Origin of the sequence: Acinetobacter sp. TGL-Y2, from assembly GCF_001612555.1 — a bacterium.
Lineage (GTDB): Bacteria > Pseudomonadota > Gammaproteobacteria > Pseudomonadales > Moraxellaceae > Acinetobacter.
The window spans coordinates 2,793,259-2,815,744 of record NZ_CP015110.1; the positions used below are offsets into that span (position 1 = coordinate 2,793,259).

24 protein-coding genes are annotated in these 22,486 nt (G+C 42.1%); all 24 read right to left on the reverse strand.

All coding sequences use genetic code 11. The features are described from left to right. Window positions 1–44 precede the first annotated feature (44 nt). The 24 genes from AMD27_RS13330 to hisS all read right to left on the reverse strand — a co-directional run bounded on the left by AMD27_RS13330 (window position 45) and on the right by hisS (window position 22,484). The gene (locus tag AMD27_RS13330) at window positions 45–698 is read right to left on the reverse strand and encodes a 4'-phosphopantetheinyl transferase family protein (RefSeq protein ID WP_067661387.1); all 654 of its coding nucleotides are present in this window, start codon (window positions 696–698) and stop codon (window positions 45–47) included. Window positions 699–727: 29 nt separating this feature from the next. Beyond that, window positions 728–1,162 (reverse strand): excinuclease, encoded by a 435-nt coding sequence (locus AMD27_RS13335; protein WP_067661389.1) that lies wholly within the window; start codon window positions 1,160–1,162, stop codon window positions 728–730. A gap of 82 nt (window positions 1,163–1,244) precedes the next feature. Then, on the reverse strand, window positions 1,245–2,465 hold the full coding sequence (locus AMD27_RS13340; RefSeq protein ID WP_067661391.1) for a beta-ketoacyl-ACP synthase: 1,221 nt from the start codon (window positions 2,463–2,465) through the stop codon (window positions 1,245–1,247). Beyond that, window positions 2,465–3,190: a 3-ketoacyl-ACP reductase FabG2 gene (locus AMD27_RS13345; RefSeq protein ID WP_067661393.1), complete on the reverse strand. Its 726-nt coding sequence runs from the start codon at window positions 3,188–3,190 to the stop codon at window positions 2,465–2,467. The genes AMD27_RS13340 and AMD27_RS13345 overlap by 1 nt, the downstream gene beginning before the upstream one ends. Window positions 3,191–3,192: 2 nt before the next feature. Beyond that, window positions 3,193–3,624, reverse strand: a complete 432-nt coding sequence (locus AMD27_RS13350; protein ID WP_067661395.1) for a 3-hydroxylacyl-ACP dehydratase — start codon at window positions 3,622–3,624, stop codon at window positions 3,193–3,195. After that, a complete protein-coding gene (locus AMD27_RS13355; protein ID WP_228140669.1) occupies window positions 3,621–4,859 on the reverse strand; it encodes a beta-ketoacyl-[acyl-carrier-protein] synthase family protein in 1,239 nt (412 codons plus the stop codon). The genes AMD27_RS13350 and AMD27_RS13355 overlap by 4 nt, the downstream gene beginning before the upstream one ends. Further along, complete coding sequence (locus tag AMD27_RS13360) at window positions 4,837–5,400, reverse strand: DUF3261 domain-containing protein (RefSeq protein ID WP_067663018.1); 564 nt, start codon at window positions 5,398–5,400, stop codon at window positions 4,837–4,839. The genes AMD27_RS13355 and AMD27_RS13360 overlap by 23 nt, the downstream gene beginning before the upstream one ends. Before the next feature lie 16 nt (window positions 5,401–5,416). Next, window positions 5,417–6,718, reverse strand: coding sequence for an NAD(P)/FAD-dependent oxidoreductase (locus tag AMD27_RS13365; protein WP_067661399.1), 1,302 nt, complete (start codon window positions 6,716–6,718; stop codon window positions 5,417–5,419). A 15-nt stretch (window positions 6,719–6,733) separates the two neighbouring features. Beyond that, window positions 6,734–9,061, reverse strand: coding sequence for an MMPL family transporter (locus AMD27_RS13370; RefSeq protein ID WP_067661401.1), 2,328 nt, complete (start codon window positions 9,059–9,061; stop codon window positions 6,734–6,736). After that, window positions 9,036–9,665 (reverse strand): outer membrane lipoprotein carrier protein LolA, encoded by a 630-nt coding sequence (locus AMD27_RS13375; RefSeq protein ID WP_067663021.1) that lies wholly within the window; start codon window positions 9,663–9,665, stop codon window positions 9,036–9,038. Before AMD27_RS13375 ends, AMD27_RS13370 begins: the two co-directional genes overlap by 26 nt. Before the next feature lie 21 nt (window positions 9,666–9,686). Continuing rightward, the gene (locus tag AMD27_RS13380; RefSeq protein WP_067661404.1) at window positions 9,687–10,106 is read right to left on the reverse strand and encodes an acyl-CoA thioesterase; all 420 of its coding nucleotides are present in this window, start codon (window positions 10,104–10,106) and stop codon (window positions 9,687–9,689) included. Continuing rightward, window positions 10,099–11,649 carry an HAL/PAL/TAL family ammonia-lyase gene (locus AMD27_RS13385; RefSeq protein WP_067663023.1) on the reverse strand — a complete coding sequence of 517 codons (1,551 nt, stop codon included), beginning with the start codon at window positions 11,647–11,649 and terminating at the stop codon, window positions 10,099–10,101. Before AMD27_RS13385 ends, AMD27_RS13380 begins: the two co-directional genes overlap by 8 nt. Before the next feature lie 5 nt (window positions 11,650–11,654). Then, window positions 11,655–12,584 carry an acyltransferase gene (locus AMD27_RS13390; protein WP_067661406.1) on the reverse strand — a complete coding sequence of 310 codons (930 nt, stop codon included), beginning with the start codon at window positions 12,582–12,584 and terminating at the stop codon, window positions 11,655–11,657. A 1-nt stretch (window position 12,585) separates the two neighbouring features. Continuing rightward, complete coding sequence (locus AMD27_RS13395; protein ID WP_067661408.1) at window positions 12,586–13,323, reverse strand: glycosyltransferase family 2 protein; 738 nt, start codon at window positions 13,321–13,323, stop codon at window positions 12,586–12,588. A gap of 3 nt (window positions 13,324–13,326) precedes the next feature. Beyond that, window positions 13,327–15,000: an AMP-binding protein gene (locus AMD27_RS13400; protein ID WP_067661410.1), complete on the reverse strand. Its 1,674-nt coding sequence runs from the start codon at window positions 14,998–15,000 to the stop codon at window positions 13,327–13,329. Window positions 15,001–15,025: 25 nt separating this feature from the next. Beyond that, window positions 15,026–15,580 carry a septation protein IspZ gene (locus AMD27_RS13405; protein ID WP_067661412.1) on the reverse strand — a complete coding sequence of 185 codons (555 nt, stop codon included), beginning with the start codon at window positions 15,578–15,580 and terminating at the stop codon, window positions 15,026–15,028. Continuing rightward, on the reverse strand, window positions 15,577–15,825 hold the full coding sequence (locus tag AMD27_RS13410) for an acyl carrier protein (RefSeq protein ID WP_067661417.1): 249 nt from the start codon (window positions 15,823–15,825) through the stop codon (window positions 15,577–15,579). The genes AMD27_RS13405 and AMD27_RS13410 overlap by 4 nt, the downstream gene beginning before the upstream one ends. Before the next feature lie 9 nt (window positions 15,826–15,834). Beyond that, a complete protein-coding gene (locus tag AMD27_RS13415; protein WP_067661419.1) occupies window positions 15,835–16,095 on the reverse strand; it encodes a phosphopantetheine-binding protein in 261 nt (86 codons plus the stop codon). After that, window positions 16,092–16,892: a lysophospholipid acyltransferase family protein gene (locus AMD27_RS13420; RefSeq protein WP_067661421.1), complete on the reverse strand. Its 801-nt coding sequence runs from the start codon at window positions 16,890–16,892 to the stop codon at window positions 16,092–16,094. The genes AMD27_RS13415 and AMD27_RS13420 overlap by 4 nt, the downstream gene beginning before the upstream one ends. Then, the gene (locus AMD27_RS13425) at window positions 16,886–17,512 is read right to left on the reverse strand and encodes a beta-ketoacyl synthase chain length factor (RefSeq protein WP_067661423.1); all 627 of its coding nucleotides are present in this window, start codon (window positions 17,510–17,512) and stop codon (window positions 16,886–16,888) included. Before AMD27_RS13425 ends, AMD27_RS13420 begins: the two co-directional genes overlap by 7 nt. A gap of 178 nt (window positions 17,513–17,690) precedes the next feature. Beyond that, window positions 17,691–19,100 (reverse strand): ribosome biogenesis GTPase Der, encoded by a 1,410-nt coding sequence (gene der / locus AMD27_RS13430; RefSeq protein WP_067661425.1) that lies wholly within the window; start codon window positions 19,098–19,100, stop codon window positions 17,691–17,693. A gap of 168 nt (window positions 19,101–19,268) precedes the next feature. Continuing rightward, window positions 19,269–20,417, reverse strand: coding sequence for an outer membrane protein assembly factor BamB (gene bamB / locus AMD27_RS13435; RefSeq protein WP_067661427.1), 1,149 nt, complete (start codon window positions 20,415–20,417; stop codon window positions 19,269–19,271). After that, a complete protein-coding gene (locus AMD27_RS13440) occupies window positions 20,417–21,160 on the reverse strand; it encodes a YfgM family protein (protein ID WP_067661429.1) in 744 nt (247 codons plus the stop codon). Before AMD27_RS13440 ends, bamB begins: the two co-directional genes overlap by 1 nt. 28 nt (window positions 21,161–21,188) lie before the next feature. Continuing rightward, complete coding sequence (hisS, locus tag AMD27_RS13445; protein WP_067661431.1) at window positions 21,189–22,484, reverse strand: histidine--tRNA ligase; 1,296 nt, start codon at window positions 22,482–22,484, stop codon at window positions 21,189–21,191. Window positions 22,485–22,486 lie beyond the last annotated feature (2 nt).

The window sequence follows — 22,486 nt, forward strand, 5'->3', positions numbered from 1 at the left end:
GGCTTTTTTAATGCCCGTTTTATATTCTGAAGCTTATTCTCAATTTAATGTTGAAGAATCTCAATTTTGGGAAATGCAAACCCCTGACAAGAATGCTCAGCGCGCCAAGCGATGGTCAACATACAGTTTTGCAGATTAAAATTCTGATAGGCGAATATGCCAATTTTTTCATGTTCACACCATCCCCCATTTTGTAAAGGATGAGCATGAGTATTCAAATCTTTTAAATCCATCCGAATACCTAAACCACTGGCTTTGAGTACCGCCTCTTTGGTGGTCCACACTTTAAACCAATACGCTGGATCACATTCCAATGCTAGCCATGTCTCATATTCACTCGGATGAAAGGCATGTTTCGCTAAAGCATCAAAGCGAACTTGACGATCCAAATCTTCGATATCCACACCTAAATCAACGATGTTGGTTGATATAGCTAAGGCATAATGATGTTGACTATGGGAATGATTAAATGAAAATTGTGTCGCATTAGCCAAATAGGGCTTTCCAAACTCGGTATGCTTTATATCGTGGTTGCAAATTGTTCGATGTAAGAAATCCGAGATGAATCTATTTCTCTGTGCGTAAATGGTATTTTTTTTATATTGATTAAATTCAGCAAAATTTGAAAATTGCTGTTTTTGTTCTAAAATAAATTGAGCCAATGGCTGAACATGAATTTGAATGACCACGTGTTTCATCGGCTCAATGGATAAACTATAAAGACAACTTATAGTTTAACAATATCCCCTTTGAGTGCAACACCTGCAAGGGCAGTTCCTTTGGCGCATTGGTAAGTGGTCGTACTTTTGTTTTCATTGGATTTATAGTAACTCACAATATTGGTGACTGCATTTGCACCTTTTGCTTTTGCAGTATTCTGAAATTGAATCAGCGCTGAACGAAGTACGTGATCACATGCCTTATTGGCACGCTTTGCAAAACCATTGGTCTTTTTATTGGTGACTAAATCTTTTTCAATCACCTGTCCACCTGACTTTGTCCCTGCCAAATAAAATTTCACACTACCATCTAAAAAACCATCGGCAACTGCACGATCAACTGCTTCTTTAAAATTAAAATTGTGCATATCATCAGCAGCATGTACCCCCATTGCCGCGCCAATACACAATGTAAATGTCATTGCCATTTTTTTTAAACTCATGAGACCCCCCCTCTTTGGTTAAACTAATGTAATTCTTTGATTAAAGTCATGTAATAAATGCTAAACGAGTCTAATAATGATTTTAAATATTTTTTAAAATCAGTGATGTATTAATTCCACCAAAGGCAAAATTATTACTCATGATGAGATTTGCATCAAGCTGTCTAGACTGATGCTGAATATAATCTAAATCCCCACATGCTGAATCAATCTCATCCAAATTTAAGGTGGGTATAAACTCTTGACGTAACATCATCTCAATACTGAGCCATGCCTCGATTGCACCACACGCGCCAAGTGTATGACCAAAATAGCTTTTTAAGGAACTGATCGGCTTATATCCTAAAACCCGAGCTGTGGCTTGCGACTCCGCAATATCACCTTGGTCAGTCGAAGTACCATGAGCGTTCACATAGTCGATATCTTCTGCAGTCAATTGTGCATCTTTGAGTGCCAACTGCATGCAACGCCCCATCATTTCAGAATCAGGCCGTGTCACATGCTGACCATCCGTATTACTGCCGTAGCCAACGATTTCCGCGTAAATATTAGCACCACGTGCTTTGGCATGCTCATATTCTTCTAAAATTAAACAGCCTGCACCTTCACCAATCACCAATCCATCTCGTTTCGCATCGAAAGGGCGTGGTGTAGCTTCAGGATGTTCATTTTGGGTGCTTGTTGCCAAAAGCACATCAAATACCGCTGAACCTGCTGCGCTGAGTTCTTCTGCACCGCCTGCCAGCATTAAGGTTTGTTTACCGTATTTGATTGCTTCATACGCCTGCCCAATGGCCATAGAACCTGAGGTACAAGCACTTGATGTGGGTAAGGTCAATCCTTTTAAACCGAAGTAAACGGTCATATTCACTGCGCTGGTATGAGACATCATGCGAATATAAGTGGTGGCATTCAGCTCATTCATATGATTCTCAATCAGCATGGCACCAAACTCACGCACCGCGTCTACACTCCCCGCGGATGACCCGAATGCAACCCCAGCATCTCCATTCCTCAGTAATGGAGAATTCAAGAGTCCTGCATCTTCAAGTGCCTTTTCAGCACACACCACCGACATTAAAGCGACTCTTCCCATACCGCGAGTCACTTTGCGATTAAAGTGTTTAGGAATCGTATAATGCTTGACTGGCGCGGCTAATTTACTGCGCAGATCGGTATACACCTCCCAATCTGGCATATATGTCACACCACTTTTACCCAACGCAAATTGTGCAAAAATTTGATCCGCCGTTTCACCTAATGAGGTGATACCGGACATGCCTGTGACCACGACTCGCTTCATTAGATTAACCCCCCATTCACCGAAATTACTTGTCGAGTGATATAGCTCGCATCATCACTGCATAGAAACTTCACCACGTTGGCCACTTCATCGACCTGCCCCATCCTTTGCATGGGAATCATTTTTAAGGCATGTTCTTTGACTTCTTCGGTGACCATTTCTGTCTCAATCAAACCAGGTGCGACACAGTTGACTGTGATTTTTCGTTTGGCAAGCTCCAGGGCAAGCGCTTTGGTTGCTCCAATTAATCCTGCTTTCGCAGCGCTATAATTGACTTGTCCACGATTTCCCATCAAGCCTGATACCGATGAAAGCGTCACGATTCGACCGCCTTTTTTCAATCGAATCATGGGCATCACCAGGGGTTTGAGCACATTGTAAAAACCATCCAGTGACGTCGAAATTACATCATCCCAATCATCATCAGTCAGAGCTGGAAATGCGCCATCACGGGTTAAGCCTGCATTGAGTACAACGCCATAATATGCACCGTATTGCGCTATGTCTTGTTCAAGAATATCGTTAATCTGACGTCTTTCATTCACATCAAACATCAGTACATGACTTTGTCGACCCAGTTGTTTGATTTCATTTGCAACCTGCTCTGCTTCTTGCTGTCTTGTTCGCGCATGAACAGTCACGTCAAACCCTGCATGTGCCAATGCCAAGGCAATTGCCTTACCGATTCCGCGGCTTGAACCTGTCACTAAAATTCTTCTATTCACTTTTACATCCCTATCTGTTCTAAATCACTTGCAGGCTCATACACGCTTAATATCGCACTAAAACAATATGCTTGATATTGAATTTCGCAGTTGAATTGACCCAATCCATCATGTAAATAATGTTGTTCCACGCGGATTCTCACAATTTCACCCAGACCAAAATATGTAAGCGGCAACTGTAATTTACGCGTGCCTAATAGATACCCCACCTTAGGTGACTCTCCTCGGGTATGCCCCTTATAGCCTGCATAGACGCTGACTGTTTGCGCCATCAGTTCAATACTGGTCCATGTCGGTAGACCTTCTGCTTCATAGAACATTAAATCAGGTGTAATTTTGAGTTCTACAATCGCAAAATCATCATTGGCTTCGATAAGCTGATCTACAAATACCATAGGCTTGACATGCGGTATAAAAGGTAAAGCATCCATCATGACTGTGAACAACCTAAGATCAAACTTATATTACTTCCACCAAATGCAAATGAATTACTCATGACATAGCGAATACGGGAAGTGGAGGATGGCTCAAGGACATAATTTTGTCCGGATAATTCAGGATCAATATCACCTGATTGATGTACAGGCAACCAACACTGCCCTTGTGAAAGCTGATCTTGTGAAAGCTGATCTTGTAAAATCTGATGGCAAATAAAGGCTTCTATCGCACCTGCCGCACCTAGGCAATGCCCTGTCTTATGTTTGGTACTGCTTAAAGGCACAGCATAATCTTTAAAGACCGTTTGAACTGCTTTTATTTCCATCGCATCATTTTGAAGGGTAGAAGTACCATGCAGATTTAAATAACCAATATCTTCAGCTTTTAAACCCGCCATATTCAGAGCTTTTTGCATGGCTTCAGCAGCCCCTTTTCCGTCAGGATGTGGCGCAGAAATATGCCAAGCATCCATGGACTCACCAGTACCGAACAACATCACAGGCGCTGATTGTTTTGAAAGTAAAAATAAAGCCGCTGCTTCACCAATATTAATGCCATCACGCTGTGTGCCACAGGGCCGACAAATTCCATTTGATAAACTTTCTAAGCTATTAAAACCATTTAAGGTCAGTTTACACAGCGTATCGACACCACCGACCAAAACGACATCTGCCAAATCTGCATTGATGAGCCGTTGTCCTGCTGCCATGGCTTTGGCACTGGATGAACAGGCGGTAGAAATGGTGTACGCTGGTCCTTGCCAACCCAAATAGTGTTGCAGCGCTTTCGCCAAACAACCCATTTCTTGTTTTTGATATGAGATTAATTCGTCCGAAAGTCCAAGAAAATGCGCTTTTAGCGGTTGTTCATTGTCTTGAATCCCTGATGTCGAGGTTCCCATCACAATCGCAAGGCGCTGTTTTTCGATATTGACTGTTTTTTCTTTCACTTGCGACTCGATCTGCTTGAGTGCGGTGAGCGCAAACCTTAAATTACGTGACATGCTCTCTTTGAGAACATCGATACCCTCGACCAGCTCATGTGGATAATGCCCCACCCAGACCTCTCGTTCGGCTAAAAGATTCGGCATGAGCGTTAAGGTGTTGGTTTCTCTGGTCAGATGATTTCGAATGTCGTCTTGCTGCGAACCGAGTGCCGATAATCCTACAGCACATTGAATGCCAACCGCATGAGTTGACTGCTGAACATTATTCGACATGCTGTGCCTCATTATTTTCCAATGTATCGCTGACAGGGCTAATATTCATCTGATAAGGCACTTGAATATTATTCAGTTCAATCACACCATTTTGTTTTTGAATGTTTAGAACGGCATTTCCTTTGATATAAACTTGAGTGATATCATCCACTTGTTTGAGAATGACTTGTTTATTGTGCAATTGCATAAAATCAGGATAGGTTGCGTACAAAATGTCTCGAACCACATAATCAAAGGGTAAGCGCTTCATTGGATCAATACGTTGTTGAACCTTAACTTTGTTTCCATCGAAAGTTAACTGGAACAACTGCTGGCCTGTTAGGGTCAGTGCCAACATTTCAAGCGTGTGTCCGCGCTGTTGTTGATATAGTAAAAAACTTAAGCCCTGATTTTTCCATTGCACTTCAATTTGATCTTGACGCTGATAGCTTTTTGCCTGCCATGCTGGCGTAATTAAGCCTTGAGCTGGCGGTACAACATGTTGACAAGCACTGAAGAATAAAGTGCCACACATCAGCAGTATCAAGAGTTGAATACGAGGGTAGATCAACATGGATTGAATTTTCCCGTTACTTTGTTTCACGAGATTTTTCTTCAAGAGATTCTGCTTCACGACAATACTCAGCCAATGTATTTAAACGTTGTTTGGCATTTTTATGAATTGGATTGGTGTCATCCCATGCATAACCTGCCAATAAGGAAGACACCATTCCACGGATTTTTTCATCTTGACGCTGTGAAAATACAACATCTTGAAACTCCCCTGAATACCAAGCTTCTACATAAGCACGAAATACTTTAATCCCCCGACGTAAAGGTTGTTCATATTGTTCCATCCAGTCGACAGATTCACCCTTTAATACCTGATCAACCAATGGCACTGCTAAGCTTGAAGACTTCAGCGCAATCGTAACCCCTGATGAAAATACAGGATCTAGAAACTCACCAGCATTGCCCAATAAGGCAAAATTTCTTCCTGCCAGATATTTAACATTGGCTGAATATCCAACCAATGTACGGACAGTCGTATCAAATTGAGCATTTTTTAAAAGCCTAGATAAGCTTTCATCATCTGCTAAAATTCGTTTAAATAGCTGTTCTAGGTCGATATCCTGAGTGTGTTCAAAACCATATTTGTCGAAGAAATCTTGCTCGGCCACTACACCAAATGAACAACGTCCGTCTGCAAAGGGGATCAACCAATACCATGCACGATGATCTTTGGCATGAACTGTAATCAGGATTTTTTCCCGATCAAAATCAGGCTGATCCAATATGCCATCTTGAATATGCGTAAACACAGCACGGCGTACTGGAAAATTAGAAGGACTTTCTAAATCTAAGAGTTTAGGTAATACTCGACCAAAGCCACTGGCATCTAATAAAAATTTTACCTGAATTTGATAATGCTCACCCTGCTCGTCATTTACGTCCAGGATAGGATGCTCAAGTTCAATGTTGACTGCAGTGACTTCATGTCCAAAGCGAATGTCTGTACCCATTTTTTCGGCTTGTTGTGCCAAAAGATGATCAAATTGCGCACGCCGTACTTGCCATGTGGTCCCTGGACCATCGCTAAATTTCTGTCTAAAGTCATAAAAACTACGTTGCTCACCTCTCAAAAATGCTGCACCATTTTTAAACTGAAAGGCGTATTCTTCAGCATGCGCGTTTACTGTCTCTAATAACCCAGCTTCTTCTAAAAACACCATACATTGTGGCAACAGCGACTCACCAATGGAGAAACGAGGAAAATATTGCTTTTCAATCATCGTGACTTGATAGCCTTTTTTTCGTAGTAAAGCGGCTGCTGAACTCCCTGAAGGTCCCGCCCCAATAATCACGACATCAGTCTGTTGCATGGTGCTCATTGCACTTGATCCTCATCACTCAGCCTTGTGCTGAATCTGTTGAACCACAGTTTGGCTTGCATCCGAAGATGTAAAAAGTGTGGCATAAATAAATGCGAATATAACGCCCAAGAGTACGGTTAAACCAAAACAATGAATGGCATAAGTTTGACTAAACGATAACAAGCCAAATCCAAACAAAGTCGACATCATACACAAAAATAACGCCATACCGACCACCTGAGGATGATCATGACCATGACGATAAAAGATCGCGTAATCGACTCCGATACCGATAATTAAGAACGTCCCCATAATACTAAATAAATTGATTTCAACCCCTAGCCACGCCTGAACCGCAAAGGTACTTAGCAATGCCAAACTTACCGGAAGTATAAGAGGCAAAATAGATTTTCGACCATACAATAGCCCTAAACCCATAGCCAGCATGACCAATGCGATTAGAAGTAAATGTTGAGCATGTTGTCGGTGCTGTTGAAAAAGTGCTGATAACTCACTTACCGGGCGTAATAATTGAACATGCTCATTACTGAGCTTTTGCAAAGACGCTAAATCATGAATGTCCTGTAAGATCACTAAACGCTCGGTAGGACTAATCTGCAAAAAGGCCAATGGATGATCTGCAAATGCATCTGCGGTTAACAATGCATGTTTAGACAATTCATTGTGCCATTGTAAGACCTCATCTACATCCAATTGCATGTCATGGGCATACTGGATCAATACGGCTTTTGGAATAGCTTGCAGGAGTGCAATATTTTGCTGCTGTTGCTGTTGTGGAACAAGCCACTGACCTAATGCCTGAAAATGCTCTAACTTCGCTGCTGCTTGTAAATTAGACAAATCATTCAGCAATTGCTGCTCTTTTTGTTGTAGATCTTGCGCACTCTTTCCACGTACAACGAAGTAGTCACTGCCTTGTTGCTGCATAAATCGATCACGAATATAATGATCCTGCTGCTTCAAGCCTTCATCCATACTTTGCAAATTACGGATATCATCATTGCTTTTCAAGAACAATAAACTGCTACTGGTCAGCGCGAGAATGCCAATGATTAAAGCCACTCGCAAATTGCGACGCTCTTGTATATAGCAACGTGCTCGACCAATAAATCCAAGGCGACGAATAGCAGGTTCAGCATTTAAGGCCTTTAAACGTGGAAGTAACAGAATACTTGTCACCCATGCGCAAGCCAAACCGACCATCGAGAATACCGCGATCTGTTTAAATCCTGGAAATGGGGTAAAACTGAGCACCACATAGGCTAATAACGTCGTCATCAACCCGACAAACAAACTCGGTAATAGTGGTTTTAAAACTGTAAACCCATCAACCGTTCGATGCTGAGACTGCATCGCCATAAAATAAAATGAAAAATCAACGCAAACTCCGATCAGGCTTGCACCGAATACCAAGGTCATCAGATGTATTTCACCAAACAGCCAGAACGTTGCAGCAAAAGCCACAAGACATCCACTGCCTACAGCAATCATCTCTGTAAACATCGGGCGAATTGAGCGAAAACCAAACCACACTAACAGCAAAATACCCAGTGTAGACCCTAAGCCGATCGTTGAAATTTCATTTTTGGCAGATGTCGTCCCAAATTGAGCAAAGAGTAAGGTTCCCGTCCAATGCGGTTTGACCTGAATCTGCTCTAATTTTTGATTCAATAGGTCAATAAATTCCGCAGTCTGTTGCTGATAAGCGATGTTATAAGGGCTATTTTTGAGCGTTAACACCAGCAAACGAGAAATGCCTTGATCATCTCTAATCGTGGCTAAGCCCTGTTCTAACTGAATCTCTGGATGATTCTGTAATGCACTGAGTTGCATTGCATAACGTGGAAACAACAATAAAGGATCGTATTTCAGCAAATCAGCAGTAATAGTCATTCCGGGACTCATGAGCTGTAACATACCTTGCTCAGTCAGTGCTTGGTAATCTTTATGTTGTAAATGCTGACGGTCTGATGCAGAAAGCAGCCCCGCTCGATGTTGATACAGTGTTTGTGCAAACTGATCTTGATCTAACTGTGGCTGAACGGTTTCAAATAACCCACTCTGGGCGACAGAATCTTTCAACAACTGGGTCGCTTGCTCAAGCTGCGCATCTGTTTTTGCATCAACCACCACGAAAACTTTCTGATTCAGTTGATCACTGACATAGGTCTGAATACTTTCAAGTCCATCCTCTTGATGAGCTTTAGGCAATAGTGCAAAGATATTGGTTTCGATATGAATATCTTTTTTCAACCAAGCCATTCCGAGCGCAATCGCGATGACACACAAGATCACCAGCCAGATTGCGCTGAGTTTATTTTGCCAGTTGGAAAAGTGCACTTTCAGCTGCCGTTAAAGATTGAGGTTGAGCCGTGTGCTGACTAAAGCGGATGGTGGTGCTGTTATTGGCTTTTTCGTAAATCACAATTCGATCGACATAGCGTTGACCTTGCGCTTCGACTCGTACGAATAGTTTTTTAAATAGGGCTGATTTAGGTGTTAACACCATCTTCCATTGGGTCGGATTATATTGTGCTGAAACGATATTAAAATTCTGAGCCAATCCAGCTTCATTGCCTGACATTAATTGCAAAAACATCGTCGCAACTGAACCATAGGGAGCCTGATCCACCTCAATTTGACTTTGGGTACGTTGAGTTTTCTGTACTAGTTTTTTTTGGGTAACAATTAATTCTGCTTGGACAGGTTTACGAATTTGCCATAACACCCCTTGTTTTTGATGAAACAAAACCGTGCCTTGCGAAATAAATGTCTTATTTAAAGACGCTAACTTTTTATGTTGTTCAAAGTGCGCACGAACCATGGGAACTGCTGCAAGTTGCGTAAAGATAGGCTTGATGTTTTGCGTTTGTGCATTTGATGAAACGATGGGCATGGCGCTACACAGAACCAGCATTGCAATCGCGCCAATTTTTCTGAGCATTCTATCTAACATATTGATCACCTAGTCGGCTTTAAATTCAGACCATGCATTTAAACAATCCAACAAAACTTGAGGGGATTGAAAACACATTTCGCGCGTTTGAATAGTGACAGCGACTTGAGTCGTATAGCCTTTGGTTAATTTTTTCCCAGAAACATCATCAAAAATTTGATATTCAATTTTTAGACGATTTTCCCATTCTTTTAAAATTGCACGAACACGAATTTTCTGTTCAAACACAATGCCATGTGCATAGCGTACATGGCTTTCAATCACTGGCCATGCATAACCAGAATCCCGCATCTGATTATAGTTGTAATGAAATTGATCCAGTAACTTACAACGTGCAATTTCAAAATATTTTAAATAGTGCCCATGCCAGACCACGTTCATGGTATCGACATCATGAAATGGCACTTCAATGATGACATCGCTATGCATAATCTCTTCCTTCACCGTGATGCTGATCTAGATGCCCTAAAAGTTCAAACTGTTCTAAACGATCCACCAAGCACTGTAGCTCATTTTGTAAAGGACGATCTTCTTCGACATACGTGAAGCTCTGAAGAACCCAGTGTTGAAAAGCGGTTAATACAGGGGTTAATTGTGTATTCAGCCCTTTCAACTTAAGAGCCTGTACACACGCACATGCCAAAGCGGCAACCACTTGCTCAGTCAACACAATAATACGAGTAGCATCACGAGCTGCGATGGTTCCCATACTGACTTTATCTTGATTATGACATTCGGTAGAGCGTGAAAAAATAGATGCAGATAGCGTATGTTTTAAGGCCTCAGCTGTCCATGCAGAAACTGCAATCTGTACCGCTTTGAACCCATGATTCAGTGCTAAGCGTTCACTGCTTGAACCTGTTAAATTACGAGGCAATCCATTATTCATCTTATAATCAACCAATTGCGCAAGTTGACGGTCCAGTAAATCTGCAATATTGGCAATCATGATCTTTAAACTGTCCATCGCCTGCGCAATATGACCGCCATAAAAATGACCGCCATGTAAAACGCGTAAATTGATAGGATCAATCAATGGATTGTCGTTACTCGAATTCAATTCATTTTCAATAAACTGACGTAACCAGATTTTTGAATCTTCAAAAACGCCAATAATATGTGGTGCACAACGTAATGAATAACGATCTTGTAAACGTGAACTTTGATGGGCTGTTTGTACTTCAGTATTGAGCCAATCACGTAGTTGGGCTGCGATATGTTGTTGCCCGGAATGCGGTTTTTGGGCAAATAGCACTTCGTCAAAATGACTTGGATTGCCTTCGAGCGCCAATACATTACACGCCGTAATTAAGGTACTGGCAAAGCTAATCTGTTCTGCTTTCTTATAGTTTATACACGCGATGGCCGTCATCACTGCAGTACCATTCATCAATGCTAAACCTTCTTTAGGTCGCATCACATGCGGTTGCATGGCTTTTTCAGCATAGACCTCAGCAACGGGAACAATCGCTCCACCATAGTACACATCTCGCTCACCGACCAAAGCACCTGCAACATAGGATAATGGGGTCAAGTCACCACTGGCACCAACAGAACCTTCAGATGGTATCACAGGGATCACATCTTCATTTAACATCCATACCAATCGTTCAAGGAGTGCCAGTGAAACACCTGAATAGCCTCGAGCCAATGAACATAGACGAACCACGACCACAGCCCGTGCTGTGATAATATCCAAATTCTGACCGAGTCCACAGCCATGAAAACGTGACAGATGCAAAGGTAACTCATTGACTTGATGCGGTGGGATTTCGACCAGACAAGAATCCCCATAGCCTGTGGTTACCCCATAGATCACACCTTCGTCTTGCAATAATTGATCAAGAAAATCAGCCCCTCTTTGTATTAATTCTTTCCATGTCAAAGAAGACGGTAATGAAACCATTTTTTCTTTACGAGCCACAGCAATCACATCTTCAATACTGAGTGGTGCTTCCCCAACAATTAACACTAAACTCACCTTTTATTCCAAAAATTATAAAAATTAAACCACTGGTATGGTGCCCGAATACAATGTTGTTCGAGCAAATGGACATAGACACGCATCACTTGACGTATTGCTGTCGCTCGATCTTTGCGAGGAAAATTAAGTTGTGCTGCAATTTTATGAATATGCACTTCGAAATGATGCTGTATACGATAACAAAACACTGCCAACACAGGCGCTTTTAAAAGATGGGCAAGAATCCATGCCCCTTCCGGCCAATCGGCATGTTCACCTAAAAACTCAATTGGCTGTATACGATCAGACTGAATCGGTACACGATCTGCTGCGATGATAATCCATTCACCTTGATCCAGTTTTTGTTGCAAGATCAGAGCGGTTTCAATGCCCAATTCATCGACTGAGAGCAAATTCACATCGGCATGTTGATTGAGCTTTTTAAGAAACTGATTAAATTGAGTCGCGTGTTTCTGATAGACCAACACATTGATTTTTTGTGGATGCTCAGATTTAATTGCTCGTAGCAATTCAATATTACCAAAGTGCGACACCACAATAATCGCCCCCTTTTGATAATGTTCACGAAAATGCTCATGTCCATGCAACTGCAAGTTTTGATCAGAGACTCGCCCCAACCAACCTTCAATTTTGTCAAGAATGCATTCACCAAATTGCATTAGATGGGTAAAGGTATGCGGTAACTGCGGCAACGCTGCGAAGGGCGAATGTACACCCGAAAAGTGATGTAATTTATGCAAATACAACAAAGAGGCTTGACGTGCTGTTGTTGAAAATACCCAATACCACAAAATGACAAAATACAGCACAACTCGACATAACCAGCGACCACCCAAGCGATAGAAAAACAGCACCAACATGAGCGGAAGCATACCTCCACGCTCTTTGATGGTGTTCCATGTCTCAGCTTGGCTGCGTTGCATCTTACTCACCTTTAACTTTACGATACAGTAAGGTGGGTAAACGATAGAGCATGCCAGCAAACAAACGAGAATGTGCCTGTGTCATCCCCAGATTGTCACGCCAAACATTAAAGTGTGAAATGCCATCTTCTGGGTAAATGACCTGCGTGGGAACATTGATAAATTTAACTTGCTCCCATTTTAAACGCACTAAAATCTCTGAATCAAAACCCATACGCGGCTGAAATTTTGCCGAATTCAGCACCTTGACCGTTTGTGCTAAAGGATAAACACGGAAGCCACACATGCTGTCTTTAATCTCAAAAGATAAACTATTGATCCAGACCCAGATATGAGTCGCATAACGACCATACAACCGTTTTCTTGGTACAGACTGATCAAAGATCGGTTGCCCAATGATCATGGCTTCTGGGTTTTGTTTCGCTGTATCTAAAAACCGTTGAATATCGGACCAATCGTGCTGACCATCTGCATCGATTTGTAGGGCATGGCTATAACCCAAATTATAGGCATGTATAAGCCCTGTTATGACTGCTTGTCCTTTACCTTGATTGACTTGATGCTCAACCAAATCAACTTGCTTATACTGCGAACGCAGTTGACGTAAGATTGTCGTGCACTCTGCATCACTTCCATCATTGACGACTACAATCGGCAAGTCAAAGCCACTTAAATGTTCTACCAACGCTTGCAAATAATGCGGGTGGTTGTATACCGGAATCACAAAACATGCGCGCATACCTTACTCCGATGTGGTTTGAGTGTCAGAAACAAAGATCAATCGACCCGATGCCACTATTTTCTGTGTTTTGACCAACTCAAAAATGACCTTGTCTGCCTTACGCGTCAGTGTCATTTCAAGCTGATCATAAGGTCGGATTAAATCTTGAAACTTCAGCTGCTCAAATCCACAACACCACTTTAAATCCGCCCAATATTGCTTTGCAAAATGTTGTATAAACCCAATTTGTCCTACCCCTGGGTAAATAGGATGCTTGGGAAAATGTCCTTTAAAACACTCAAGTTCAGGACATATTTCTAACCGTGCTTGCATTTTATCTTGTTCAAAACATTGAGATAACACGACAGGCACATAAAGCGGAGCAAACAAAGAGGCTAAATAGTGCTTATTGAGTTTAGACTGCGCATTCTGCGGCATTTCAGTTAAAAAACGCCATTGCCTTGGAATCGCAAGTGCTTCTAATTTATCTGCCAGCTGTGTTTTGAGACCTTGAACAAAGCGGGCTTTTCCTAACCCGATTAAATCTTGCCGAGCCTGTGTAGACAACTTCACCACGACTGCCAAGATCTGACGATTTTCCTTTTGGATGAGCAAGGCATGACATTGCTCAATCTCTGTCAGCGACATTAATACCTGTTCAATCGCATCCAAACTCAGTCGTTTTTCTTCGAGTTTCACTATTCGGTCTAAACGACCTAACAATTCAAATGCAGATTGAACATTTCGAGAATCCAATACTTTGACTCGATCACCAGTCAAAATCCAATCCTGATCACACGCATGATTACTTCTGACAGCGAGCTCACCTGGTTCACTTGACTTGATTTCGACATTTTGAAAAGGTGTCCATGCGGCCTCATCCTGTTGTCGATATGCAATTCCACCAGTCTCAGAGCTGCCTAAAACTTCAATAATCGGTCGATTCAGTTGAGGACGAATACCAGAATCAAGCTTACCGCCAGACGAATACACGTTGATACAGTCTTTCAACAACACGTCAGCCGTCCATCGCTTGAGTAATGCTGGGCTCGATACAACATAGTTCGGGACATTTAAATGCGCGATGTTCTGTTGCGCATCCACTACATCTTCTGGAAATGCCAGTTGTGGCTGATAAAAACTCCGACCACTCGCCAAAGGCCATAACAGCTTAAACAATAAGCCATAAATATGTTGATGACTGACTGTTGCTAGCGCAATACTGTGTTCTGCGAGCTTAAAACTTGCCTCTAATCCTGTCACTTCATTGAAGAGTTGCATTAAGTTTCTAGGTATTTTTTTGGCTTGCCCCGTCGAACCTGATGTATAAAAACATACTTCAGCGTCTTTTAAAAACTGATCATCAATATTGATTTTAATCGGCTCAATATCTGATTGTGGTTCAGTCCGGCTTAAAAAATAAATCTGTTGCTGGGCTAATTCTTGTTCTAAATCACGAATACGATGCGGAGGCAGTAGCAGCTTTTTTCCTGCATTCAGTGCAGCAAAAAACAACACGAGGAATGTATAGCTATCCTGCTCCCAAAGTGCCCAAACAGGAGCTGACGTCTGCTTAATACCTGCTGCTTGCTGAGCCACGTCCTGCCAAAATTTTTGAAAACTCACACCACTCAGATCAGCTTTCAGGCATAAGGTCAGCGGAGAGTTCAAATAGTTTTTAAAATGACAAAACATAGTGATCCATATACATACAGCACCTCTAGTGCTGCATTTGATTTAAACGTTGTTGACGTTTACGTAAAAGATACTCACCCAACAGTAAAATCCCCATCAGCACATAGGAGATCAAACCATTGTAAATCACCCACATTTTAGTGCTGGCAAAGTACACTGTATATAAAGCAATCACAGCATTTACCACAAAGAAAACACACCAAATTTGGGTCACTTTCTTGGTCCAGATTACCCCGTCATGCGGTAGATCTGGCTCAATCAGTCGTGCAAAACGCTCAATCATGGAAGGTGGCTTGAACAAGGTCATCGTAAAAATACAAAATGCACCCATACTCATCAGTACGGGATACAACTTTAACCAGGCCTGATCTTTAAATAGAAGACTGAGTCCACCACACAAAATAGCAAATAATGTCAGTGGCCACATGAGTGTGTTACCCCCACTTACCCATCGAAGGCCACCCATGATCATGAGAAACACAGCCACCCAAAACATGTAACCCTGCGATAAACCATACCCCACAACACAGGGATAGAGGATCAATCCAACCACGCCAATCCCTTTTAAGACAGTTTTCATTCAGTCGTCATATTTTGAATGACTGTCACGACATCCTGAACGGTTCTCACACTCTTAAAATCTTCTGGGTTGACTTGTTTTCCTGTGAGTGCCTTAATTTTAACCACTAGGTCAATGGCATCAATACTGTCTACATCGAGATCAGTCGCTAAGTTTGATTCAAGCTGAACATCTTCAGCTTCAATTTCAAACAGTTCTTCCATCCATTCACGCAGATGATTCAGTACTTGATCTTGGCTAAGCATATTGGCCTCTTACACTGTTCTTTGTGCTTCAACCAAAGCCACAAGACTTTGAATTGACTTAAAATGTTGTTTTGTTTCTGCGGATTCGGCATTTAAATGAATGTTGTAACGTTTTTTTAATGCCAAACCGAGCTCTAAAGCATCGATCGAATCTAATCCTAAACCGTCACCAAATAATGGCGCTTCAGTATCAATATCATCGCAAGTGATGTCTTCTAGGACTAAAACATCGATGATCATTTGCTTTAATTCTTCAGCAAGATTGCTCATTTTTTCAATAACTCTTGGTTAAAAAACTGTTGTAGGTAATGATTCAGATGACGGACATTTTTAGGGTTGATCGTCATGTCTTCCAATACATCAGTTAAATAAATTGGATCTAAAACTTTAACTTGAATATGAAATGGTCGAGATGGAATATGATACCACTTCTCATTTTTGGTCAAAGTCGATGGTGTACAGCGAATCAATACAGGTCGAATAGGGACTTGAGCACGTAACGCAATATTGGCAGCCCCACGCTGGAACTGATTTAGCAGATAGCCCTTTTCAGTTCGTGTTCCTTCCGGAAAAATCAACAATGATGCAGCTTGATCTTGCTTCAAACGGACAACACAATCCTGAATGAATTGCTCTGATCCAGAATTTAAAATGTAGCCTGCATTTTGCACAGGACCTTTGGTGAATGGATTGGCCCACAATGCCTGTTTCACCACACAATTTGCTTCTTGCATTAAGCCAATGAGGACCACCACGTCAATCAGCGTTGGATGGTTGGCGATCACCAGCTCTTGCCGACTACTTTCTAATTTTTCTAAACCTTGTACGTCATAGGTCATAATGCCCAGTTTCACCATCATTTCAGTGAAACCTTTGAAACTATGTTTAATCACTTTTTGTGTTCTTTTTTGACGTAATACAGGGTCTTGGGTCGTCAGTTTAACCACTGGTGTGATTATACTTCCAATGACGACCCCGCCCACACCAAAACTTGCAAAACTCAAACCTGTTGCAGCAACACGCCACATATAGTTGCCATTTTTTTTGAGCTGGTTGAGATTTAACATTTTGACCAGACCTTAAAATTTTTTTGATCACCCTGCCAAAAGTTTAAAAATTGCTTGGCCTGCTTAAAGTGATACCCTTCATCAGTAAAATCATAAGCATTCACTTGAAGATTAGGCTGTGCTAAACCCACCACTGCTGACAAGGAAAAAGAATCAAAAGCTTGTGACTCCTTATACACATCTGGTAACGGCGCTTCATAATAAACAATCATGACCTTGGCATCCGAATGATGTGATGTCGCTCTCAGCCAAGCATAAGCTTCAACCAGTGCATCATTCCAAGAACCAGCCAAACTTGTCGCAGGCGTACTGTCTTGACATAAAATCGAATATAAACCCGAGATTGCATTATGCACAGAAGTGGAAAACTGTGTTGGTGATGGGGTTTGATCTTGTAATACATCATCTAAAATTTTGAGTGTTTTTTCTTCTTCGCCATATTGAGAGACCCAAACAATAGAGTTGATCGCGCAATTCTGTTTCGTTTTTATCAAATTATTGAGCGCAATTTTTGCAAGACTGGACAAACGTCTGCGTTGCATGGCGGGAATAATATCGATCGCATCTAGTTTGTCGTGAACATCACAGTAATTTACATGTGATAAATTAATCTGAATCATACAGATCCTAAAAGCGTAATTTCGATGTATTTATTGGTTAAAAAGAATGTCCTCTTGTAACTAATTATAACATTTGAGGGCAGAAATCCTATATACATTTAAAAATAAATATAGAATTAAAATATAGAGAAAGCCCAAAGATCACTTTGGGCTTTTCACGTATTGATTCATCTAAACCTTAGCGTTTAAATTTCTTCTCGGCTTTCTTAAACTTCTGAACATAACGACGTTTACGCGCTGCAATACGCTCATCCATAGCCGTTTTACGACCTTCGAATGGGTTCTCAGAGGTTTTAAATTCGATACGCACGGGCGTACCTTCAAGTTTATACACTTTACGGAACACGTTTTCTAAATAACGACGGTAATCCGCAGGCGTTTTATCTACTTTGTTACCATGGACCACAATCGTCGGTGGGTTTTGTCCGCCCATATGCGCATAACGCATTTTAATACGACGGCCACTGATCATTGGCGGTTGATGGGCTTCAGTTGCATCATTCAAAATTTGTGTGATTTTTGCAGGAGACACTTTCAAATGTGAAGAGTCATAAGCACGGTGGATCGACGGATACATCTCACCAACACCTGTACCATGCAATGCAGAAATCAAATGAACTTTAGCCCAAGGAATGAAGTCAAAACGACGATCGACGTCTAACTTACATTGCTTACGGTCATAGTCGCTCATGTTGTCCCATTTGTTGATGGCAATCACCATCGCACGACCGGCTTCAAGCGCATAACCGATCAAATGTAGATCTTGCTCAACCACGCCTTCACGCGCGTCCAGCACCACCACAATCACGTGTGCATCTTTAATCGCCTGTAAAGTTTTCACAATTGAGAATTTCTCAATCATTTCATCTACACGACCTTTACGACGTACACCGGCGGTATCAATTAACGTGTACTTACGACCATCACGTTCAAACGGAATGTAGATCGAGTCACGTGTTGTACCGGGTTCATCAAATGCAACCACACGTTCTTCACCGAGTAAACGATTCACCAGTGTCGATTTACCTACGTTTGGACGACCAATGATGGCAAGACGTAAACCTGAGTTTTTATCGAACTCAGAGTCGTCTTCATCTTCAGGTATGTCTTCAAGCACTTCTTCGAGCATTTGTGCAACGCCACGACCATGACTTGCAGCAACGTGAATCGGTTCACCAAAGCCCAATTGGTAGAATTCCACCACGGCAGCTTCCGCGTGAACACCATCGACTTTGTTGGCAACCAAATACACTTTTTTACCTAAAGTACGAATTTCACGTGCAATTTGCTCATCAGATGCAAGCAGCCCTGCACGTGCATCCACCACAAATACGATAATGTCTGCTTCATGGATGGCCGTTTTAGACTGCTCAGCCATATAGGTATCAATACCACCTTCATTTTCGCCAATACCGCCAGTATCAACGACGATGAATGATTTATTTTCATAAGTCGCATCGCCGTATTTACGGTCGCGAGTAAGACCAGCAAAGTCTGCTACAAGTGCATCACGACTTTTGGTAATCTGGTTAAATAGCGTTGATTTTCCGACGTTCGGACGACCAATGAGCGCAATTACGGGTTTCATAGATTAACCTTTATTCAAGATCAGCCAACTCAAGTGGCCAGAACATCAGAAACTGTGGAAGAAATATAGGTAAAATACCTGAATAAAAAGCTCGGGGTCTGAAAAAATCAAAGACCCCGAGGCTAAAAATAATAGATTGCGTCTAGTTTAACATAAGCGGAAGAAAAATTAACGATTCTGCCAAATGCTTAATGCACCAGTACGCGTCACCGCATAAAGCTGATTGTCTAAAACACGCAAATTACGCACTTCACCGCTGCTTTTCGAACGACCGACAATATTGCCAGTGCTCGGCTCTAAAAGATGCAATACGCCGTCTAAATCACCGACCACAATATGCTGACCCAATACCACGGGATTACTCAAATTACGATGCAACAGTTGATCATTGCTCCACAGCACTTGTCCAGTGAGCAAGTCATAAGACACGACTTTGCCATCGGTCTGTGAAACGATGACCTGACGACCCGCAACTTCAGGACGCTGAATACTACTCGAGTCTTCACTCCAGACCACACGCTGTGATGCCAAGTCAGTCACGGTCACTTGACCTTGATAGCTCGTGGTCACCACGAACTGACCTGCAACTGTTGGCTCGCCATCAATATCGATTAAACGCTGAATATCCGAACGACCATCACTGACTGCAACACGGCGCTGCATACGAAGCGTGCCTGACAAGCTGTCAATTGCATATAAATACGCATTTGAAGAGGCAATCAGTACCGTCCGTGGATCGAGGCTCACAGGAGATGCTTGACCACGTAGGCTAAACTGTTCACCAGGTAATTTATAAGTCCAGACCTGTTGACCTGTGGCATCATCTAAACCGTAAGTTGTGCCATTATTGGCAACCACAATCACTCGATTGGATTGAACCAAGGCTGAACTAATCAGGGAACCTGAAAGCTGAGCTGTCCATTTCTCTGCACCTGTGGCTTGGTCTAGCGCAAAAATTTGCCCTTTTTTATTGCCCACCACCACAATGCCGTTGCCTGCTGCAACACCAGAGCTTAGGCCTTGCTTACTGATTTTTTTTTCCCAAAGACGCTGTTTGCCCTGAAAAGCACTGACTGTACCTTTTGGATCAAGAATAAACAGCACACCTTGTTCAGAGGCGATTTTTAAACGTAATGGATCTTCAGCATCGGTCGCTGAAACCTTGTGTGAAACAACTTGAGCCAAACTCATCGATTGGGCAAGTTTTGGTAATGGATTAGGTTTCACCTTTTCCACTTTAATTTTATTGCTAGAACAACCCGTTATAGCAAATGCCAATACTGCGATCGTGAACGGAATTTTATACTTGCTTTGCATTAAGACTCATCCATTTGTTTAGCCACTACGGGACGATTAATTTGAGGCTCATCCATTTGAACTTCAATAATTGGGCGCTCAAGCTCAAGATCATCTACCAACACACCAACACTTTCCAATTTAATTTGTAAGATTTGGCGTTCCTGTTTTGATTCAATTAAGCTGTTCCATGCGCTTTGATAGGCTTTTTTTGCATTTTCAATGTCATTTTTAGCCACGTAAATATCACCACGCGCTTCTTCTACCGTGATTTTAAATGCCGGTAGAGTAAGGCCTGATAATGTTTTTAAGGCTTCATCGTATTTCTTTTGTGCCAGCTGTGAATCGGCTAAGCGAATTTTAATAATATGCTTTAAACCTTCATCTTTAAGCTGAGTATTTTCAATCTTTTTCAACTCGCGTTCAGCTTTGGCATAATCTTGCTGATCATACGCAAGCTTTGCCATCATAAACTGAGCTTGTACCGTATGAATAGAATCTGGATTTTCTTTCACAATTTTTTCAGCAGACACAGCAAGCGCTGCTGCCGCTTTAGGATCCGTTTTCGCCAGATTCGCTTCATCCATAAACAACTGTACTTTCGCGGTTTGAATCTGATCTTCAGCAATCGTTTTCTTCTGCCAATATTCCCATCCGAAAAAGGCAATCAACGCAATCAGTACAGCACTTATCATGGAAGAACCATATTTCTTAAAAAACGACTTTACACCATCAAGTTGCTCTTCATCACTCATTGCGCTCATGCGACTACCCTTTCCTTATGTTCTTGGATTATTTTGAAGAAAATTTTTCAATCAGAAACGGTACAATCTCTTTCACCGCAACTTCTGTTTGTTCTGCTGTTGCCAAATCTTTGACTGCAAATTGTTGTGCATCCCACTCACGTTCGCCCAAAATTACAGCAAATAAAGCACCGGATTGATCTGCCTTTTTCATTTGGCTTTTCATCGACCCTTGTGAACCTGTTTTTAAGCGAATATGACTATTGGTTGCTTCAAGTTGGTCACGAATCTGCTCAGCGATTTGCAAGGCCTTACCTTGAGTTGCAGGGTCAGCCAGCAAAAAGACTTCACAATCACGGACTGGCACGTTGTCGCCGACTTGTTCAAGAAGAAGCAGTAAACGCTCCATTCCCATCGCAAAACCCACCGCAGGGACAGACTGATCTGGCTTACCCTTAAGTTGACCGACCAAACCATCATAGCGTCCACCTGCACAAACGGTGCCTTGTGAACCCAAATGCGAGGTGGTCCATTCAAATACTGTTTTGTTGTAGTAATCTAAACCTCGAACCAGTTTTTGATTAATGACAAAACTCACCCCAGCATCGGTTAAATACTGCTGTAACTGTGCAAAGTGAGCCATGGTATCATCGCCCATAAAGTCATGCAATTTTGGCGCATTTTCAAGAATTTGCTGAGTACGGGCATCTTTTGAATCTAAAATACGCAGTGGATTGGTATCCAAACGGCGCTGCGAGTCCTCATCTAAATCGGCTTTATGTGCAGTCAAGAAATCAACCAACGCAGCGCGGTATTCAGCACGTTCCTCAGATTCACCCAAAGTGTTCAGTTCAAGTTGAACTTTGTCTGCTACACCCATGCGTTTCCACAAACGTGCGGTCATCAAAATCAGCTCTGCATCCATATCTGGGGTTGCAACACCAAAGGTTTCTACACCAAACTGATGAAACTGACGATAACGCCCTTTTTGCGGTTTCTCATAACGAAACATAGGACCCACATACCAAACACGCGGAGTCGCACCACGAAGTAAGTTATGTTCAAGCATGGCACGTACACAACCGGCCGTACCTTCTGGACGCAAAGTCAAAGACTCAGGCGGATTACCCTTGTCCAAGAACGTATACATTTCTTTTTCAACGATATCTGTTGCATCACCAATAGAACGTTTGAATAAGTGGGTTTGCTCAACGATTGGCAAACGAATCTGTTGATAACCATAAGCATCCATAATGGAGGCCAAATGTTGCTCAAGGCGTCTCCACGCTGCTGTTTGCGTTGGAAGGGTATCGTTAAAACCTTTAATTGCGACTATTGAACTCATGA

Bases quoted from the DNA above. Each gene is read 5' to 3' on its own strand.
- AMD27_RS13420 (WP_067661421.1), bottom strand. From the start codon at position 16,892: ATGTTAAATCTCAACCAGCTCAAAAAAAATGGCAACTATATGTGGCGT.
- AMD27_RS13355 (WP_228140669.1), bottom strand. From the start codon at position 4,859: ATGAGGCACAGCATGTCGAATAATGTTCAGCAGTCAACTCATGCGGTT.
- AMD27_RS13410 (WP_067661417.1), bottom strand. From the start codon at position 15,825: ATGCTTAGCCAAGATCAAGTACTGAATCATCTGCGTGAATGGATGGAA.
- AMD27_RS13375 (WP_067663021.1), bottom strand. From the start codon at position 9,665: ATGCTCAGAAAAATTGGCGCGATTGCAATGCTGGTTCTGTGTAGCGCC.
- der (WP_067661425.1), bottom strand. From the start codon at position 19,100: ATGAAACCCGTAATTGCGCTCATTGGTCGTCCGAACGTCGGAAAATCA.
- AMD27_RS13340 (WP_067661391.1), bottom strand. From the start codon at position 2,465: ATGAAGCGAGTCGTGGTCACAGGCATGTCCGGTATCACCTCATTAGGT.
- AMD27_RS13380 (WP_067661404.1), bottom strand. From the start codon at position 10,106: ATGCATAGCGATGTCATCATTGAAGTGCCATTTCATGATGTCGATACC.
- AMD27_RS13440 (WP_067661429.1), bottom strand. From the start codon at position 21,160: ATGAGCGCAATGAGTGATGAAGAGCAACTTGATGGTGTAAAGTCGTTT.
- AMD27_RS13415 (WP_067661419.1), bottom strand. From the start codon at position 16,095: ATGAGCAATCTTGCTGAAGAATTAAAGCAAATGATCATCGATGTTTTA.
- AMD27_RS13425 (WP_067661423.1), bottom strand. From the start codon at position 17,512: ATGATTCAGATTAATTTATCACATGTAAATTACTGTGATGTTCACGAC.
- AMD27_RS13365 (WP_067661399.1), bottom strand. From the start codon at position 6,718: ATGAGCACCATGCAACAGACTGATGTCGTGATTATTGGGGCGGGACCT.
- AMD27_RS13405 (WP_067661412.1), bottom strand. From the start codon at position 15,580: ATGAAAACTGTCTTAAAAGGGATTGGCGTGGTTGGATTGATCCTCTAT.
- AMD27_RS13360 (WP_067663018.1), bottom strand. From the start codon at position 5,400: ATGTTGATCTACCCTCGTATTCAACTCTTGATACTGCTGATGTGTGGC.
- bamB (WP_067661427.1), bottom strand. From the start codon at position 20,417: ATGCAAAGCAAGTATAAAATTCCGTTCACGATCGCAGTATTGGCATTT.
- AMD27_RS13350 (WP_067661395.1), bottom strand. From the start codon at position 3,624: ATGATGGATGCTTTACCTTTTATACCGCATGTCAAGCCTATGGTATTT.
- AMD27_RS13330 (WP_067661387.1), bottom strand. From the start codon at position 698: ATGAAACACGTGGTCATTCAAATTCATGTTCAGCCATTGGCTCAATTT.
- AMD27_RS13400 (WP_067661410.1), bottom strand. From the start codon at position 15,000: ATGTTTTGTCATTTTAAAAACTATTTGAACTCTCCGCTGACCTTATGC.
- AMD27_RS13395 (WP_067661408.1), bottom strand. From the start codon at position 13,323: ATGCGCGCATGTTTTGTGATTCCGGTATACAACCACCCGCATTATTTG.
- AMD27_RS13335 (WP_067661389.1), bottom strand. From the start codon at position 1,162: ATGAGTTTAAAAAAAATGGCAATGACATTTACATTGTGTATTGGCGCG.
- hisS (WP_067661431.1), bottom strand. From the start codon at position 22,484: ATGAGTTCAATAGTCGCAATTAAAGGTTTTAACGATACCCTTCCAACG.
- AMD27_RS13390 (WP_067661406.1), bottom strand. From the start codon at position 12,584: ATGCAACGCAGCCAAGCTGAGACATGGAACACCATCAAAGAGCGTGGA.